We start from the raw sequence: 14,649 nt of genomic DNA on the forward strand, positions 1-14,649 counted from the left end.
ATCTCTCAGCTAACCCGCGGCCGCCGTCTTCGCCGCCTCGTCCGCGACCTCGCCGAGCACCTCGAGGAACACCGGTTTCCAGTTGCCGAGGTCGAACACCAGCGACGCGTGCCCGCCCGGCGCCTCCCGGACGGTCGCCTGGGGGACCAGCATCGCCAGCTCGCGCTGTCGCGCGGTCGGGATCGCCCGGTCCCTTGCGGTGATCACCACGCCGGTGGGCACGGACACGTCGCCGATCCAGTCGGCGGAGTCGAACCGGCCCAGCTCGCCGAGGACGACGGGAAGCGCCCACGGACTGGTCGACTTGAGCTCCGCCATGCACCAAGCGCGCAGTTCGGCCTCCTCGGCGACGTCCTCGGGGAGCATCTCGGCGTGGGCGCGCACCTTGCTCGCCGCCACGGAGAGCAGTCCCAGGTTCGCGGCACGCAGGCCGAGGAAGAAGACCCGCTCTCCCAGGTGTCCCTGCCAACGGGCGGCGGTCGAGCAGAGGACGAGGCCCGCGACCCGCTGCGGGTGACGGTGCCACATCACCTGGGCGCTCGCCCCGCCCATGGAGTAGCCGACGACCACGGCGCGCTCGATGCCCAGCGCGTCGAGCACCGCGGCCGCGTCGTCCGCGCAGTCGTCGAGGGCGAACCGGTCGGAGCGGATCCCCCGGCCGTGCCATCGCTGGTCGAACGTGACCACCCGATAGGTGCGCGACAGCTCCTCGAGCACGGAGAACCAGGTCAGGCTCCCCGTGGTCGCGATGCCGTGCATCAGCAGCACGACCGGCGCATCGGCACCGGGCCCGGGAAGGTCGACGACATGGGTGCTGCCGCGACCCGGCAGGTCGACGGCCCGACCGGCGGGCGGCACGGCCACGTCGGGGACCACGCCGTCGGTGAGTCCGCGAAGTCCGCGCACGACGAGCGGCCCGCTGGCGCGCAGTGCCGCGCGACCGGCCCGGGCCGTTGCCCGGCCGACGGCGCGAAAGGTCATGCCGTCTCCCGCCGCTGCTCGGGACGTGCAGACGCCCCCGCGCCTCCGGACGACCGCTGCTTCTCGGCCTCGCGGTCCGGACGGAGCTCGTCGAGCGCCGCAGGGAGGTACGCCGCCAGCGCCTCGACGTCGGGCAGGAGATCCGGGCAGGCCAGTAGCGAGAAGTTCATCCGGTCGACGTACGACCAGACCGTGACGTTGAGGCCGATGCCGTCCACCAGCGGGCCGACGCTGAAGATGTCGGAGAGACGCGCGCCGCCGATGCTGATCCGCTCGCGCGGGCCGGGCACGTTGGACACGATCGCCGAGAACGCCGCCGGGTGCAGGCGCGCCGCGCGGAACCTGCTGTAGAGCCGCACCGCGTAGCTGAACGGCGCCGGCGGCGTGAACTGGCTCCACTCCGTCAACATCGTGCTGCCGAGCCGCTTGTTGATCTCCTTGGCGTGCGCGGCGGTGCGGGAGATCCGTCGCAACCGTTCGGCGGGGTCGTCGACGTCGGTGGCGAGGGTGGTGAACAGGTTGGACACGGCGTTGCCCACCAGCCGGGGCCCGCTGCCGCCGTGGTCGAGCCCGACCGGTACGCCGGCGGTCAGCGACATCGCGGGCCGCTCGCCGTGCTCCGCCATCCAGCGACGCAGCGCGCCGGAGACGACGCCGAGGACGACGTCGTTGAGGGTGACCCCGTGCTCCTTGCGGACCGCCTTCAGGTCGGCGAGCGGCAGCGTCACCGTGGCGAACGAGCGAAGCGGCGTGAGCGGCCCGTTGAAGGAGACCCTCGGTGCGTGGGCGACCGGCACGGGCACGCCGGTGTCGGTACGCCGTCGGTAGCGGAGCATCCCCACCACGCCGCGCGCGGTCGCCGCGAGCAGCCGCGGCAGGAGGCCGACCTGGAGCACCGCGTCGCGGAGCGCCTCCAGCGCGAGCCGTGCCCTCGACGGCAGCGGGGTCGCGTCGGCCGGGTCGCGCCATGGCGTCTCGAACCCGTCGGCGGTGCGGATGTCGGTGAGGTTGCCGAGCATCGCGTTGGCGGCGTTGCCGTCGGCGAGCGAGTGGTGGATCTTGCCGACGATGACCGTGCTGCCGTCCGCGAGGCCCTCCAGCAGGTGGATCTGCCACAGCGGCACGTCGCGTGCCAGCTGCTGGCCGGCGATCCGGCCGATCGCCTCCTCGACGTCACGCCAGGTGGCGGCGCCGCCGAGGTGGTGGCGGAAGAAGTGACGGGTCGGCTCGATGCGCCGTTGCGTGACCACGACCGGGTGGTTGAGGTGGAACGGCACCGGCACGACGCGCCGGCGCAGCGCCGGCATCTGCCGCAGCCGCGCGAGGGTGCCCGCGACGAGGTTGTCGAACGTCATGTCGGCGTTGGGCTCGACCACGGCGATCTTGAGCGTGTGCATGTGCACCGATGGCGTCTCGAGGTAGAGGAAGCTGGCGTCGGCGCCGGTCATCCGCGTGTGCGTCATGAGGCGCTTCCCGCCGTCGGCAGATCGCGGGCGACGACCTTCCCCGCCGCGTTGCGCGGCAGCTCCTCAAGGAATACCACGTCCCGCGGCACCTTGTAGCCGGCGAGCTGCTCCTTGACGTGGCTGCGCACCGCGTCGGCCTCCAGGCCGGCGCCAGGAGCCGGTACGACGTACGCGGCCAGCCGCTGCCCGAACTGGTCGTCGTCCACGCCCACGACCGCGACCTCGCGGACCTCGGGCAGCGCTCCGATCGTCTTCTCGACCTCGACCGGATAGACGTTCTCCCCGCCCGAGACGATCATGTCGTCGTCCCGACCGACCACGTAGAGCCGGCCCTCAGGGTCGAACCGGCCGACGTCACCGGAGACCATGTAGCCCTCGACCTGCTCCTTGTCGCCGCCGTGGGTGTAGCCCTCGAACGGCGACGCCCCGCGGACCGCGATCCGGCCGACCTCTCCCACGGGGACCGGGCGCCCGTTGTCGTCGAACAGCCGCACCTCGGTGCCGACGACCGGCCGGCCGGCTGTGTCCGGAGCCACCCGCAGGTCGGAGGGCAGCGCGACGCTGATCTGTCCCGCCTCGGTGGCGTTGTAGCTGTTGTGGACCACGTCCCCGAACCGGTCCATGAACGCGATCACCGCGTCCGGCCGCATCCGCGAGCCGCTCGCGGTCACGAACCTCAGGCTGGGGAGCCGGTGGCGGTCAAGCGTCTCCGGCGGCAGGTCGACGATCCGGTCCAGCATGACGGGCACGACCGCGAGTCCGCTCGCGGAGTGCTCCTCGACGAGGCGCAGTGTCGCCTCGGGATCGAACCTCCGGCGCATCACGATCGTGCACGTCATCGTCGCCGCGACCACGGCCTGGCCGAAGCCCCAGGCATGGAAGATCGGAGCGGCCACGACCACGGTCTCCTCCGCGCGCCACGGGATGCGCTCCAGCATCGCGGCCAGCTCGTCGGCGCCGCCGCCGCTGCGGCGGGCGCCCTTCGGCGTGCCCGTCGTGCCGGAGGTCAGCAGCACGACCCGGCCCGGTCCGGCCGGCGGGGGCGGGTGCTGGCCGCCGTACTGCGCGATGAGGCCGTCGACGGTCGCGGCCCCGGGGACGTCGGTGTCGGTCCACGCGACGACCTCGCGCAGGCCGTCGACCCGCGCCCGCACGTCACCCAGGAGCCCGGCGAACTCCTCGTCGTAGATGATCAGGTCCGCACCCTCGCGCTCCATCACGTCGGCGAGCTGCGGACCGGAGAACCCGGTGTTGAGCAGGAGCGTCGGTACGCCGAGCCGCGCGCTCGCGATCAGCGCCTGCACCAGGCCGCGGTGGTTGCGCGCCAGCACTGCGACCGAGGTGACGGGGCGTCCAGGGAGGTCGGCCAGCCCGACGGCAAGAGCCGCCGAGGTGTCCTGGAGCTCCGCCCAGGTGATGGTCCCGCGCTCGTCGACGATGGCGGTGCCGTCGGGCCGCCGCACGGCAGCGAGTGCGAATCCGGTCGTGGCGCTGGTGCCGTAGCGGCGCAGCACGCGCATCATGCCGACGTACTTGTCGGGGCGCATCAGGGTGAGCATCCCGCTGCTCACCAGCAGCCGGAACGCCCACAGCTGTCGGCGGACGGTGCCGATCGTCGCGAGCACGGCGTTCATCCGAGCACCGGCAGCTTCCGCTGGCGCGCCAGCTCGTCGAGGGCTTCCTGCATGCGCGCGCGGACCAGGGCGTCGACCGCGGCGACGACCTCCGGCTCCGCGTCGGTCCCGAGGTCCGAGGCCACCTCGGCCGGGTCGACCGCATCGAGCACCTGGGTCACGATCTTCGTCGGCAGCGGCACGTTGAGGCCGGCGGGCGTCAGCCCGAACGGAAACCCGAACGTCAGCGGGAAGAGGTCGCTGCGCATCAGCTTCTTCAGGGGCGAGTGCCGCCCGATCCACCGGCCACGGGTCAGGTGGAACTGGGCCTCCTGGCCGCCGATCGAGACGACCGGAACGATCGGCACCCCGGCGCGGAGCGCGGTGCGCACGTAGCCCGTGCGCCCGTCGAAGTCGATCTTGTTGGCCGTCAGCGTCGGCCGGTAGGCGTCGTAGTCGCCGCCCGGGAACACGATCGTGACGGCGCCCGAGCTGAGCACCTCGTGGGCGCTCTCCCGGTCGGCGCTGACGAAGCCGAACTTCCGCATGAACGGCCCGGCGACGCCGGTGAAGAGCATGTCGTGCGCGAGGCAGTAGAGCGGGCGGTCCGGGCCGAAGGTCTCCGCGAACGCCACCGCGATGATCGGCACGTCCATCGCCAGGAAGCCGCCGGAGTGGTTGCCGACCATCAGCGCGCCACCCTCCGGCACGCGCTCCATGTCGCGCACCTCGGAGCGGAAGTAGCCGCGCATCGCGAGCCTGAGCAGGGGCAGGACGGCGGCGACGTACGACGGGTCGCGGTCGGCGAGAGCGCTCATGAGGTCAGCCCGGGGACGAGAGCGCGCCAGCTGAACGGGTGCCAGTCGGCCGGGTCCTGCGCGAGCCGGTCGACCACCGCGGCGAGCACCAGCGGGCTGGCGACCATGCCGACGTGGGAGCTGAGCACCTCGATGTTCTCGGCCGGCGCGGGGTCGGTGGCGTCGTCGACCCGGCAACCGTGCCAGGGCACGATGCCGTCGGTCTTGGACCAGACCGCAGTCGTCGGCACGGGCACCGGACGGCGGGCGATGTCGACGATCTCCTGCGCCCGGTCGGAGATCCCATAGCGCTCACGGGAGCGCTCGAACATCGCGGTGGCGCGGGTGCGCTCGCCCTCGGCGCGCCACGGGGAGCCGAGGCACACGATCTGGCGTACGTCGGCCGCGTGCTCGTGCGCGAGCCAGCGGGCGAGCAGGCCGCCGAAGCTCCAGCCGACGATGCTGACCGGCTCGTCGTAGTCCTCGACGAGCTCGGAGAACCGCTGGGACAGGCCGTCGACCAGGCGATCGGTGAGCCCGTGGTTGCGGCCGAGCTTCCATCCGTGGACGCGGAACCCGTGCCGGCGCAGGTGGCCACGCAGCCGGCCGGTCATCGCGTCGTTGGCCGAGAACCCGGGGACCACCAGGACCGGGCGGCCGTGGCCCACGTCGCGGGCCGGCGTGACCAGGTCGAGGGTCCGCGACGCGGCGTACTCGCCGAGCCAGCGCGGGAGCTCCAGGTACATCAGGGCGCGCGCGGGGCCGCCCGTGGCCGCGCTCGTGCGGCCGTCGGCCGCAGCGCGCTCCGCCTCGAAGTCGTACACCGATCACTCCTAGAACACGTTCTACTTTTCATCGAGTATGCGGAACGTGCGCCCGGATCGCCAGTCGGGCCGGAAGTGACCTCGATCTCGCCAAGGAGCCCAAGCTGTGGGGTGTTGCCTCTCACCGTGATCGGTCGCGGCCGCGAATGTAACCGCAATCACGGCCCGAGCAACCACGTTGTAACCGATCATCAATCTCCCGGCGACCTGGTGGCGGCAGGCTGGAGCCATGGACCAGACGACCTCTCCTGAGACCCAGACCGGCCGTCCCGTCGACTCCACCCACGAGTCCGACGGCGTCGACCGCCGCCTCGAGCGCCGCCACGCGCTCCGCACCCGCCACGCCCAGAGCCTGACCCGGCTCATGGAGGAGCGCACCGACCTGCGTGGCGTGCACGCCCTCGCCGACTTCGTGGACGACGCGGTCCGCTGGACGGCCTGACCGGCTAGCGCCGGAAGACCTTCTTCAAGGCGTTGGTGATCGACCGCGCCATCTGCTTCTTGCCGTGCGGGGCGATCGCTGCCGCGACGTCGTCGACGTTGTCGAGGACCGCGTCCCTGATCGCCCCGCCGCGGTCGGACTTCTTCTGCGGCTCCTTCTTCGAGCCGGCCTCGGGCCCGGCCTTCGCTGACTTCTCGGCCTCGGCCTTCTCGGCCGCGTCGGCCTGACGCTGCGCGAGCAGGTCCTCGGCGGACTCGGTGGGCGGCGCCGCGGCGTACTTCGACGCCAGCGGCGAGGCGGCGACGATGCCGTCGGCGGTCGCGGCCGGCGCCGGGTCCATCAGCGACTCGGGGGCGCGCAGCCGCGTCCAGGCGACGGGCGTGGGTGCGCCCTTCTCGCTCATCACGGTCACGACCGCCTCGCCGATGCCGAGCGAGGTGAGCACCTGCCCGAGGTCGTCGTACGCGCTGTGCGGATAGGTCGACACAGTCGCCTTGAGCGCCTTCGCGTCGTTGGGCGTGTGCGCCCGCAGCTGGTGCTGGATCCGCGACCCGAGCTGGGCCAGCACCTCGTCGGGGACGTCGGTCGGCGACTGGGTCACGAAGAAGACGCCGACGCCCTTGGAGCGGATCAGCCGCACGGTCTGGGCGATCTGGTCGAGGAACGCCTCGGACGCGTCGTCGAACAGCAGGTGCGCCTCGTCGAAGAAGAACACCAGCTTCGGCTGGTCGAGGTCGCCCTCCTCCGGCAGGTCGCGGAACAGGTCGCCGAGCAGCCACATCAGGAAGGTCGAGAAGAGCGCGGGGCGGTCCTGGAGGTTCGGCAGCTCGAGCAGCGAGATCACGCCCTTCCCGTCGACCACCCGCAGGAAGTCGGCGGTGTCGAGCTCGGGCTGGCCGAAGAACGCGTCCGCGCCCTGGTCGGAGAACCCGATCAGCTCACGGAGGATGACACCGGCCGTCGCGCTCGACAGCCCGCCGAGCTCCTTCAGGTCGGCCTTGCCCTCGGGCGACGCGAGGAACTTCACGATCGCGCGCAGGTCGGCCAGGCTGACGAGCGGCAGCTCCTTCTGCTTGGCGTAGTGGAAGACCAGCTCGAGCGAGGACTCCTGCGTCGCGTTGAGGCCGAGCACCTTCGCCAGCAGCACCGGGCCGAACGCCGCCATCGTCACCCGCACCGGCACGCCGGTGCCGACGCCGCCGATGGCGAACAGCTCGACAGGAAATCCCTGCGCGGTCCACTGCTGCCCGACCGACGCGGCTCGCGCGGTGACCTGCTCACCACCCTCTCCCGGCACCGCCAGGCCGGACAGGTCGCCCTTGATGTCGGCGGCGAAGACCGGTACGCCGGCCGCGGACAGCTGCTCCGCCATCAGCTGGAGCGTCTTCGTCTTGCCCGTGCCGGTCGCGCCGGCGACGAGGCCGTGACGGTTGAGCATCGCCAGCGGGATCCGGATGCGGGTGCCGGTCAGCGTCGAGGCGTCGGCCATCAGCCCGCCGAGCTCGAGAGCGGCGCCCTGGAACTGGTAGCCGGGGGCGATCTCCTGCTCGATCGGGTGCGCGGGCGGAGGGGTGGGCTCTGCGGACGTCGACGCCTCGGTCATGACGGGATCCTAGGGAGCCGGGCCCCACGGGGACAGGGCGTCTCGGGCGAGGGCCGTAGACTCCGGGGCCGTGATCTTCAAGCGCGTGGGTGACGGGCGCCCGTATCCCGACCACGGGCTCGATGCCAAGGGGTGGGCAGCGGTGCCGCCGCGCCAGGTGCGGCTCGACGACCTGGTCACCACCAAGGACACGCTGCAGCTGGCCGCCCTGCTCGACGAGGACTCGACGTTCTTCGGCGACCTGTTCGCCCACGTCGTCCTGTGGCAGGGCGAGTACTACCTCGAGGACGGCCTCCACCGCGCCCTGCGCGCGGCGCTCCAGCAGCGCAACGTGCTGCACGCGCGGGTCATCCGGATGGAAGGCTGAGGCGCCGTGGACATCCAAGCCAGCGCCCGGTCGGCGGCGACCCTCGTCGTCCTCGCCCTGGTCTTCGTCATCAGCGTGGCGTGGGCGTGGTCGCAGGTGACCGAGCCGTTCCCCGAGGCGATCGACGACCCCGACTGCTACGACGTCCTGTTCGCGACGGGCGAGGACATCACTCCCGAGGACGTGCTGGTCAGCGTCTACAACGCGGGCGGGCGCGACGGTCTGGCGGGCGAGACCCTCGACCGGCTCGTCCGCTTCGGGTTCGGCGAGGGCGAGCTCGGGGACGCCCCCAAGATCAACGGCTCGGCGCAGATCTGGACCGGCGAGCCCGACGGCGCAGTCGCGCGGCTGCTCGCGTCCTACCTCGGCGACGGCGTGAAGGTCGTCGACCAGGGCTCACCCGCTCCCGGCGTCACGGTGGTGGTCGGCGAGAAGTTCCCCGGCGTCAGCAAGGGCTCGCGCGCCGAGACGGCCGGCGAGGACACCTACGTCTGCAGCCCTCCTGAGCAGGACCCAGACACGTCGGAGTAGGACTACTCCTCGCCCGGCTCCTCCTTGAGCCACTGCGCCAGCCGGCCGCCCGCGCTGACCTGGCGCAGGCGCTCCTCGGTGGCCTCGCGCAGCTTGCGCGGCGTCACCACCAGCACGTCGTCGCCGTGCCGCAGGGCGGTACGGCGCTCCGGCACCAACGGCTGGCCGTCACGCACGATCATCGACACCAGGGCGCCCTCCGGCAGGCGCAGCTCGCCGACCTCGACGCCGTGGAGGCGCGACCGCGGGCTGATGCTCACCTGGAGCAGGTCGGCCGCGACCCGCTCGAGCGGAGCGGCCTCGAGCTCGATGCCGCGCGGCTCCGAGCGCCGCGTCACCCGCAGCACCTTGGCCACCCACGGCAGCGTCGGCCCGGTGAGCAGCGTGTCGATGATGACCAGCACGAACACGATGTCGAAGAGCAGGTCGGCCTGGGGGACGCCCTCGGCGAGCGGGATCGTCGCGAGCACGATCGGTACGGCGCCGCGCAGGCCGGCCCACGACAGGAACGCGAGCTCGGGCAGGGTCATCCGCTGGACCACCGAGCTCGCCAGCACCGACACCGGGCGCGCCACCAGCGTGAGGATCATGCCGGCGCCGATCGCCATGGCGACCGTCTCCACGTCGATGCGGCTCGGCGACAGCAGCAGGCCGAGCATGACGAACAGCCCGATCTGCGCCAGCCACGCCAGCCCCTCGGCGAACGACCGGGTGGCGCCGCGGTGGGGCAGCTCGGTGTTGCCCAGCACGAGCGCCGCGACGTAGACGGCCGCGAAGCCGCTCGCATGCAGGGCCGCGGCCCCGCCGTACGCGATGAACGCGAGGCAGAGCACCGCGATCGGGTAGAGACCCGAGGCGGGCAGGGCCACCCGGCGCATGATCCAGGCGCCGCCGAACCCGGCGGCGAGCCCGACGAGGACACCGGCGGCGAGCTCGAAGACGATGATCCCGCCGAGGGCCAGCGGTCCGTGCTCGTCGGCGGCTCCCGTCGAGATGAGGGTGACCAGGACGACGGTCGGGGCGTCGTTGAGGCCGGACTCCGCCTCGAGCGCGCCGGTGAGCCGCTTGGGCAACGGCACGACGCGCAGCACCGAGAAGACCGCGGCCGCGTCGGTCGGCGAGGTGACGGCCCCGAGCAGGACCGCGAGCTCCCACGACAGGCCGAGCACGAAGTGGGCGCCGACCGCCACGACCGCGACCGACAGCGCGACGCCGAGCGTCGCGAGCGCGAGCCCCATGTTCATCGACGGCCGCAGCGAGCGCCAGCTGGTCGTGAGACCACCCTCGGCCAGGATGATCGCCAGCGCCCCGAACCCGATCGCGTGCGCGGCCTCGGCGTTCTCGAACGGGATGCCGATGAACGCCTCGCCGAGGAGCACGCCCATCAGCAGGTAGAGCAGGAGGCTCGGCAGCCCGGCGCGGGAGGAGACGCGCACCGCGAGGACCGCGAGGAAGGTGACTGCGGCGCCGACCAGCACGAACGTGTCGAGCTGGTGGACGTCGAAACTCATGTCACCTCGGCGTTCGTCGGGGCGCGGCGTCCCGGCGCTGACGGCGACCGGGTTCCTAGTCTATCGACAGTCCGACCTAGAACGTGTTCTAGTATCGACCCCATGAGCACGCCCTCCGGCCTCGCGCTGCCCGACCCGATCCCGGTCGCCGCCGTCCGCTCCGCCGCGGAGTCCTACGACGTCGTCGTGGTCGGCTTCGGCATCGCCGGCGGCTGCGCAGCGCTCGAGGCGGCGCGCGCGCTCGGCGACAACGGCCGGGTGCTGCTGCTGGAGCGGGCGGCGGTCCACGGCGGTACGTCGTCGATGTCGGGCGGCCACTTCTACCTGGGGGGCGGCACCGCCGTGCAGCGGGCCACCGGGCACGACGACTCGGCCGAGGAGATGGCGCGCTACCTGGTGGCGACCTCCAAGGACCCCGACGAGCAGAAGATCCGCGCCTACTGCGAGGGCTCGCCTCAGCACTTCGAATGGCTGGAGAGCCTGGGCTTCGAGTTCGAGCGCTCCTACTTCCCCGGCAAGGCCGTCATCCAGCCCGGCACCGAGGGCCTGATGTTCACCGGCAACGAGAAGGTCTGGCCGTTCCGCGACCGGATCGCGCCCGCTCCGCGCGGCCACAAGGTGCCGGTGCCCGGCGACACCGAGGGCACCCGCCTCGTGATGGACCTGCTCCGCAAGCGCGTCGAGGAGGCCGGGGTCGAGGTCCGGTTCGAGACCGGGGCGGCGAACCTCGTCGTCGACGAGGCCGGTGACGTGGCCGGCGTCGGGTGGCGCTCGTTCGACCGACACGGCGTGGTCCTGGCGTCGGCCGTGGTGATCGCTGCCGGCGGCTTCGTCATGAACCCCGACATGGTCGAGCGCTACACCCCCGCGCTCGGCTCCAAGCTCTTCACGCTCGGGTCGACGTACGACGACGGGCTGGGCATCCGGCTCGGCGAGTCGGTCGGCGCGGCGCTCGAGCACATGGAGGAGCCGTTCATCACCGCGCCGTTCTATCCGCCGTCGTCGCGCGTCAAGGGCCTGATCGTCAACAAGCTCGGCCAGCGCTTCGTCGCCGAGGACAGCTACCACGCGCGCACGTCCTACCACGTGCTGAAGCAGCCGGACTCCGTCGCCTACCTGATCGTCGACAGCGAGCACCTCGGCGAGGACCACATGCCGCTGGTCCCCCTCAAGGACGGCTTCGAGACGATCGAGGAGATGGAGGCGGGGCTCGGGATGCCCGCCGGCTCGCTCGTGCAGACCGTCGCCCGCTACAACGAGCACGCGGCGAAGGGCGAGGACCCCGACTTCCACAAGCATCCCGACTGGCTGGCGCCGCAGGACCAGGGCCCCTGGGCGGTCCTCGACCTCTCGCTCGGCGTGGCCCTCTACGCCGGCTTCACCATCGGCGGGATGCGCACGAGCGTGGACGGCGAGGTGCTGCGCGAGGACGGCTCGGCGATCAAGGGCCTGTACGCCGCCGGGGCGTGCGCGTCCAACATCGCGCAGGACGGGGCCGGCTACTGCTCCGGCACCCAGCTCGGCGAGGGCTCGTTCTTCGGTCGCCGCGCCGGCCGGCACGCCGCCCGGGTGGCGAGTGCCGCCGTCGCCGGCTGACCGACCGTCCTACGCGTGCCGGAGGCGCGCGGCCTGCCGGGTGAGGTGGGCGAGCTCCGCGGCGTTCGTCGCCCGGTCGGCCGCGACGCCGTACAGCCGCCGCGCCTCGGCGAGGTTGCCGGCGCGCTCGTGCAGCCAGGCCGCGACGGCGTCGCGCCGCGGCAGTGCGGGGTCGAGTCCCTCGACCACCCGCAGCCCCGCCAACGGCCCGTCGACCTCGCCGACGGCGACGGCCCGGTTGAGCGCGACGAGGGGGCTCGGCGCGAGCCGGAGCAGCTCGTCGTACCACTCGAGGACCTGCGGCCAGTCGGTCTCCGCGGCCGTCGCGGCGTCGTCGTGCAGCGCGGCGATCGCGGCCTGGGCCTGGTACTCCCCCAGCTGGTCCTTCGCCAGCGCGGCCTGGAGGATGCGCACGCCCTCGGCGATCATCGCGGTGTCCCACAGGCTGCGGTCCTGCTCGGCCAGGGGCACCACGTCGCCGGAGGAGGTACGGCGCGCCCGGCGCCGCGCGTGGTGCAGCAGCATCAGCGCCAGCAGCCCCTCGACCTCCGGGTCGTCCGTCGCCGCGGAGAGCTGCCGGGTGAGGCGGATGGCCTCCTCGGCGAGGTCGACCTCCCCGGTGAAGCCCTCGTTGAAGATCAGGTAGAGCACGCGCAGCACCGCCGTCACGTCGCCCGGTCGCTCGAACCGCTCCCCCGACAACGTGCGCTTGGCGCGCGAGATGCGCTGCCCCATCGTCGCCTCCGGCACCATGAAGGCCTCGGCGATCTGCGCGGTGGTCAGGCCGCCCACGGCACGCAGGGTGAGCGCGATCGCCGACGCCGGGCTGAGCGCCGGGTGGCAGCAGCGGCTGAGCAGCAGCAGCGTGTCGTCGGCCTGCTCGGTCGGCCCCTGCTCGGGCTCGCGGTGCACCCGCTCCTCACGCCGCGCGCGGGCGCTCGCGGAGCGCTGCTCGTCGATCAGCTTGCGGCCGGCGACCTTGACCAGCCAGCTCCGCGGCTCCCGCGGCGGGTCGTCGCCCCAGTGCCGCCAGGCCTCGACGAGGGCCTCCTGGACGGCATCCTCGGCCGCCGCGAAGTCGGCTCCGCGGCGGACGAGGATGCCGAGCACCTGCGGGGAGAGGTCCCGCAGGAGCGGCTCCAGGTCGGTCGGCACCGTCACTCCGTGACGGTGGGCAGCTGCCCGAGGAACGGGCGCACCTCGATCCACTCGTGGATCGGCTTCCCGCCGGGGCCGGGGGCCGAGGAGAGAAAGGCCGCCGCCTCGTGGGCCCGCTGCTCGGACTCGACGTCGATGATCATCCAGCCGGCGATCAGGTCCTTGGTCTCCGCGAACGGGCCGTCGGTGACCGGCGGGCGGCCCTCGCCGTCGTACCGCACGAACGTGCCCTCGGGGGCGAGCGCCTGCTCGTCGACGAACTCGCCACGGGCCTTGAGGTCGTCGACGACCTTCCCCATGAACGCGATGTGGGCGTCGACCTCCTCGGGCGTCCACTCGTTCATCGGGGCCAGGTCGCCGTACGCGATGTCGTGGTCGCCGCGGTAGTGCTTCAGCAGGAGGTACTTCGTCATGATGCTTCTCCTCGGTTCCGAGACGGCCATCTTGCCGCCTTCACCCCTGGGACGGAGCCGTCCCGCCGACTTCGACATCCTTGGTCGACGTTTTTCGCACTTCTTGGAGACTGTCCCCCATGAACCGCCTCGCCGCAGCCCAGCGGGCCAACGTGCCGCCGTTCCACGTCATGGACCTGCTCGCGCTGTCGGCGGAGCGCCAGCGGACCCACGGCGACGTGGTGAACCTGCTCGCGGGCCAGCCCAGCACCGGCGCGCCGGCGCCGGTCACGGCGGAGGCGGTGCGACTGCTGCAGTCCGGCGACCCGCTGGGCTACACCCCCGCGACCGGCATCGTGGAGCTGCGCGCGGCCATCGCCGACCACCACCGCAGGGCGCACGGAGTCGACGTCTCGGCCGAGGACGTGGTGGTGACGACCGGCTCGAGCGGCGGGTTCCTGCTGGCGTTCCTGGCGGCGTTCGAGGTGGGCGACAAGGTGGCCATCGCGCGGCCCGGCTATCCCTGCTACCGCAACGTGCTCGCCGCGCTCGGCTGCGAGGTGGTCGAGGTCCCGACCGGTCCGGACACCCGGTTCCAGCCGACCGTCGCGCAGCTCGCCGAGGCGCACGCTGCGGCCGGGCCCGGTGGCCTGCGCGGGCTGGTGGTCGCCAGCCCCGCCAACCCGACCGGCACGATGCTGCTGCCCGAGGAGCTGGCCGCGATCGCCCAGTGGTGCGAGGAGCAGGGCGTGCAGCTGATCTCCGACGAGATCTACCACGGCATCGAGTACGGGTCTCGTGACGGACGCCTGGCGACCTCCTCGACCACCAAGCTGGCGCGGTGCGCGTGGGAGACCAGCCGCGAGGCGGTCGTCTTCGGCTCCTTCTCCAAGTACTTCTCGATGACCGGCTGGCGGCTGGGCTGGATGCTCGCGCCGCAGCGGCTGGTGCGGTCGGTCGACGTGCTGACCGGCAACTTCAGCATCTGCCCTCCGGTGCTCGCCCAGCGCGCCGCGCTCGCAGCGTTCGACGCGGCGTCGTACGACGAGCTCGACGGGCACGTGCGCCGCTACGCCGGCAACCGCGCGCTGCTGCTCGACGGGCTCGCCTCGCTCGGCATCACCGGGCTGGCACCGGCGGACGGCGCGTTCTACGCGTACGCCGACGTCGGCCACCTCACCGACGACTCGATGGCGTTCGCCCGCGAGCTCCTCGCCACCACCGGCGTCGCGATCGCCAGCGGCATCGACTTCGACACCGTCGACGGGCACCGCTACCTGCGCTTCAGCTTCGCCGGGACGGCCGCCGAGATCGAGCAAGGACTGAGCCGCCTGGAAAAGGTGGTTTGAGCGTCCCGTCATCGGGGAA

At 72.5% G+C, this 14,649-nt stretch carries 14 protein-coding genes; 5 read left to right on the forward strand and 9 right to left on the reverse strand.

What is annotated here, in order from left to right:
* Positions 1–9: 9 nt before the first annotated feature.
* From HNR19_RS19300 to HNR19_RS19320, 5 genes are read right to left on the reverse strand one after another with little or no spacing between them, the layout of a single operon-like run.
* The gene (locus HNR19_RS19300; RefSeq protein ID WP_179669421.1) at positions 10–981 is read right to left on the reverse strand and encodes an alpha/beta fold hydrolase; all 972 of its coding nucleotides are present in this window, start codon (positions 979–981) and stop codon (positions 10–12) included.
* Positions 978–2,444, reverse strand: a complete 1,467-nt coding sequence (locus HNR19_RS19305) for a wax ester/triacylglycerol synthase family O-acyltransferase (RefSeq protein WP_179669422.1) — start codon at positions 2,442–2,444, stop codon at positions 978–980. Before HNR19_RS19305 ends, HNR19_RS19300 begins: the two co-directional genes overlap by 4 nt.
* Positions 2,441–4,081, reverse strand: coding sequence for an AMP-binding protein (locus HNR19_RS19310; RefSeq protein WP_179669423.1), 1,641 nt, complete (start codon positions 4,079–4,081; stop codon positions 2,441–2,443). The genes HNR19_RS19305 and HNR19_RS19310 overlap by 4 nt, the downstream gene beginning before the upstream one ends.
* Entirely contained in the window at positions 4,078–4,878 is an 801-nt protein-coding gene (locus tag HNR19_RS19315) for a lysophospholipid acyltransferase family protein (RefSeq protein WP_179669424.1), read from the reverse strand. Before HNR19_RS19315 ends, HNR19_RS19310 begins: the two co-directional genes overlap by 4 nt.
* On the reverse strand, positions 4,875–5,681 hold the full coding sequence (locus HNR19_RS19320; protein WP_179669425.1) for an esterase/lipase family protein: 807 nt from the start codon (positions 5,679–5,681) through the stop codon (positions 4,875–4,877). The genes HNR19_RS19315 and HNR19_RS19320 overlap by 4 nt, the downstream gene beginning before the upstream one ends.
* A 229-nt stretch (positions 5,682–5,910) precedes the next feature.
* Between HNR19_RS19320 and HNR19_RS19325 the strand changes: the two genes are divergently transcribed.
* Positions 5,911–6,123 carry a hypothetical protein gene (locus tag HNR19_RS19325; protein WP_179665966.1) on the forward strand — a complete coding sequence of 71 codons (213 nt, stop codon included), beginning with the start codon at positions 5,911–5,913 and terminating at the stop codon, positions 6,121–6,123.
* 4 nt (positions 6,124–6,127) lie between these two features.
* On the opposite strand, the gene HNR19_RS19330 is transcribed toward HNR19_RS19325, so the two are convergent.
* On the reverse strand, positions 6,128–7,726 hold the full coding sequence (locus HNR19_RS19330; RefSeq protein WP_179669426.1) for a helicase HerA-like domain-containing protein: 1,599 nt from the start codon (positions 7,724–7,726) through the stop codon (positions 6,128–6,130).
* A 70-nt stretch (positions 7,727–7,796) separates the two neighbouring features.
* Here HNR19_RS19330 and HNR19_RS19335 point away from each other — a divergent pair, with 70 nt between their 5' ends.
* Positions 7,797–8,093, forward strand: coding sequence for a type II toxin-antitoxin system VapB family antitoxin (locus HNR19_RS19335; RefSeq protein ID WP_179669427.1), 297 nt, complete (start codon positions 7,797–7,799; stop codon positions 8,091–8,093).
* Between the two features lie 6 nt (positions 8,094–8,099).
* The gene (locus tag HNR19_RS22990; protein ID WP_179669428.1) at positions 8,100–8,624 is read left to right on the forward strand and encodes a LytR C-terminal domain-containing protein; all 525 of its coding nucleotides are present in this window, start codon (positions 8,100–8,102) and stop codon (positions 8,622–8,624) included.
* 2 nt (positions 8,625–8,626) lie between these two features.
* Here the strand turns inward: HNR19_RS22990 and HNR19_RS19345 are convergent, their stop codons facing one another.
* Entirely contained in the window at positions 8,627–10,135 is a 1,509-nt protein-coding gene (locus tag HNR19_RS19345; RefSeq protein WP_179669429.1) for a potassium/proton antiporter, read from the reverse strand.
* 102 nt (positions 10,136–10,237) lie between these two features.
* On the opposite strand from HNR19_RS19345, the gene HNR19_RS19350 reads away from it, so the two are divergent.
* Positions 10,238–11,731, forward strand: a complete 1,494-nt coding sequence (locus tag HNR19_RS19350; RefSeq protein WP_179669430.1) for an FAD-binding protein — start codon at positions 10,238–10,240, stop codon at positions 11,729–11,731.
* Between the two features lie 9 nt (positions 11,732–11,740).
* Here HNR19_RS19350 and HNR19_RS19355 read toward each other — a convergent pair whose 3' ends face one another.
* Together HNR19_RS19355 and HNR19_RS19360 are read right to left on the reverse strand one after the other, a co-directional pair.
* Complete coding sequence (locus HNR19_RS19355; RefSeq protein WP_343047280.1) at positions 11,741–12,892, reverse strand: RNA polymerase sigma factor; 1,152 nt, start codon at positions 12,890–12,892, stop codon at positions 11,741–11,743.
* Complete coding sequence (locus HNR19_RS19360) at positions 12,889–13,302, reverse strand: YciI family protein (RefSeq protein WP_218910320.1); 414 nt, start codon at positions 13,300–13,302, stop codon at positions 12,889–12,891. Before HNR19_RS19360 ends, HNR19_RS19355 begins: the two co-directional genes overlap by 4 nt.
* A gap of 119 nt (positions 13,303–13,421) precedes the next feature.
* On the opposite strand from HNR19_RS19360, the gene HNR19_RS19365 reads away from it, so the two are divergent.
* Complete coding sequence (locus HNR19_RS19365; protein ID WP_179669432.1) at positions 13,422–14,630, forward strand: pyridoxal phosphate-dependent aminotransferase; 1,209 nt, start codon at positions 13,422–13,424, stop codon at positions 14,628–14,630.
* Positions 14,631–14,649 lie beyond the last annotated feature (19 nt).

The sequence above is a fragment of the Nocardioides thalensis genome (assembly GCF_013410655.1).
GTDB classification, from domain to species: Bacteria; Actinomycetota; Actinomycetes; order Propionibacteriales; family Nocardioidaceae; genus Nocardioides; species Nocardioides thalensis.

Excerpts from the sequence above, each read along its gene's own strand:
- HNR19_RS19300 (WP_179669421.1), bottom strand. The coding sequence starts at position 981 with ATGACCTTTCGCGCCGTCGGCCGGGCAACGGCCCGGGCCGGTCGCGCG.
- HNR19_RS19305 (WP_179669422.1), bottom strand. The coding sequence starts at position 2,444 with ATGACGCACACGCGGATGACCGGCGCCGACGCCAGCTTCCTCTACCTC.
- HNR19_RS19310 (WP_179669423.1), bottom strand. The coding sequence starts at position 4,081 with ATGAACGCCGTGCTCGCGACGATCGGCACCGTCCGCCGACAGCTGTGG.
- HNR19_RS19315 (WP_179669424.1), bottom strand. The coding sequence starts at position 4,878 with ATGAGCGCTCTCGCCGACCGCGACCCGTCGTACGTCGCCGCCGTCCTG.
- HNR19_RS19325 (WP_179665966.1), top strand. The coding sequence starts at position 5,911 with ATGGACCAGACGACCTCTCCTGAGACCCAGACCGGCCGTCCCGTCGAC.
- HNR19_RS19330 (WP_179669426.1), bottom strand. The coding sequence starts at position 7,726 with ATGACCGAGGCGTCGACGTCCGCAGAGCCCACCCCTCCGCCCGCGCAC.
- HNR19_RS19345 (WP_179669429.1), bottom strand. The coding sequence starts at position 10,135 with ATGAGTTTCGACGTCCACCAGCTCGACACGTTCGTGCTGGTCGGCGCC.
- HNR19_RS19350 (WP_179669430.1), top strand. The coding sequence starts at position 10,238 with ATGAGCACGCCCTCCGGCCTCGCGCTGCCCGACCCGATCCCGGTCGCC.
- HNR19_RS19360 (WP_218910320.1), bottom strand. The coding sequence starts at position 13,302 with ATGACGAAGTACCTCCTGCTGAAGCACTACCGCGGCGACCACGACATC.
- HNR19_RS19365 (WP_179669432.1), top strand. The coding sequence starts at position 13,422 with ATGAACCGCCTCGCCGCAGCCCAGCGGGCCAACGTGCCGCCGTTCCAC.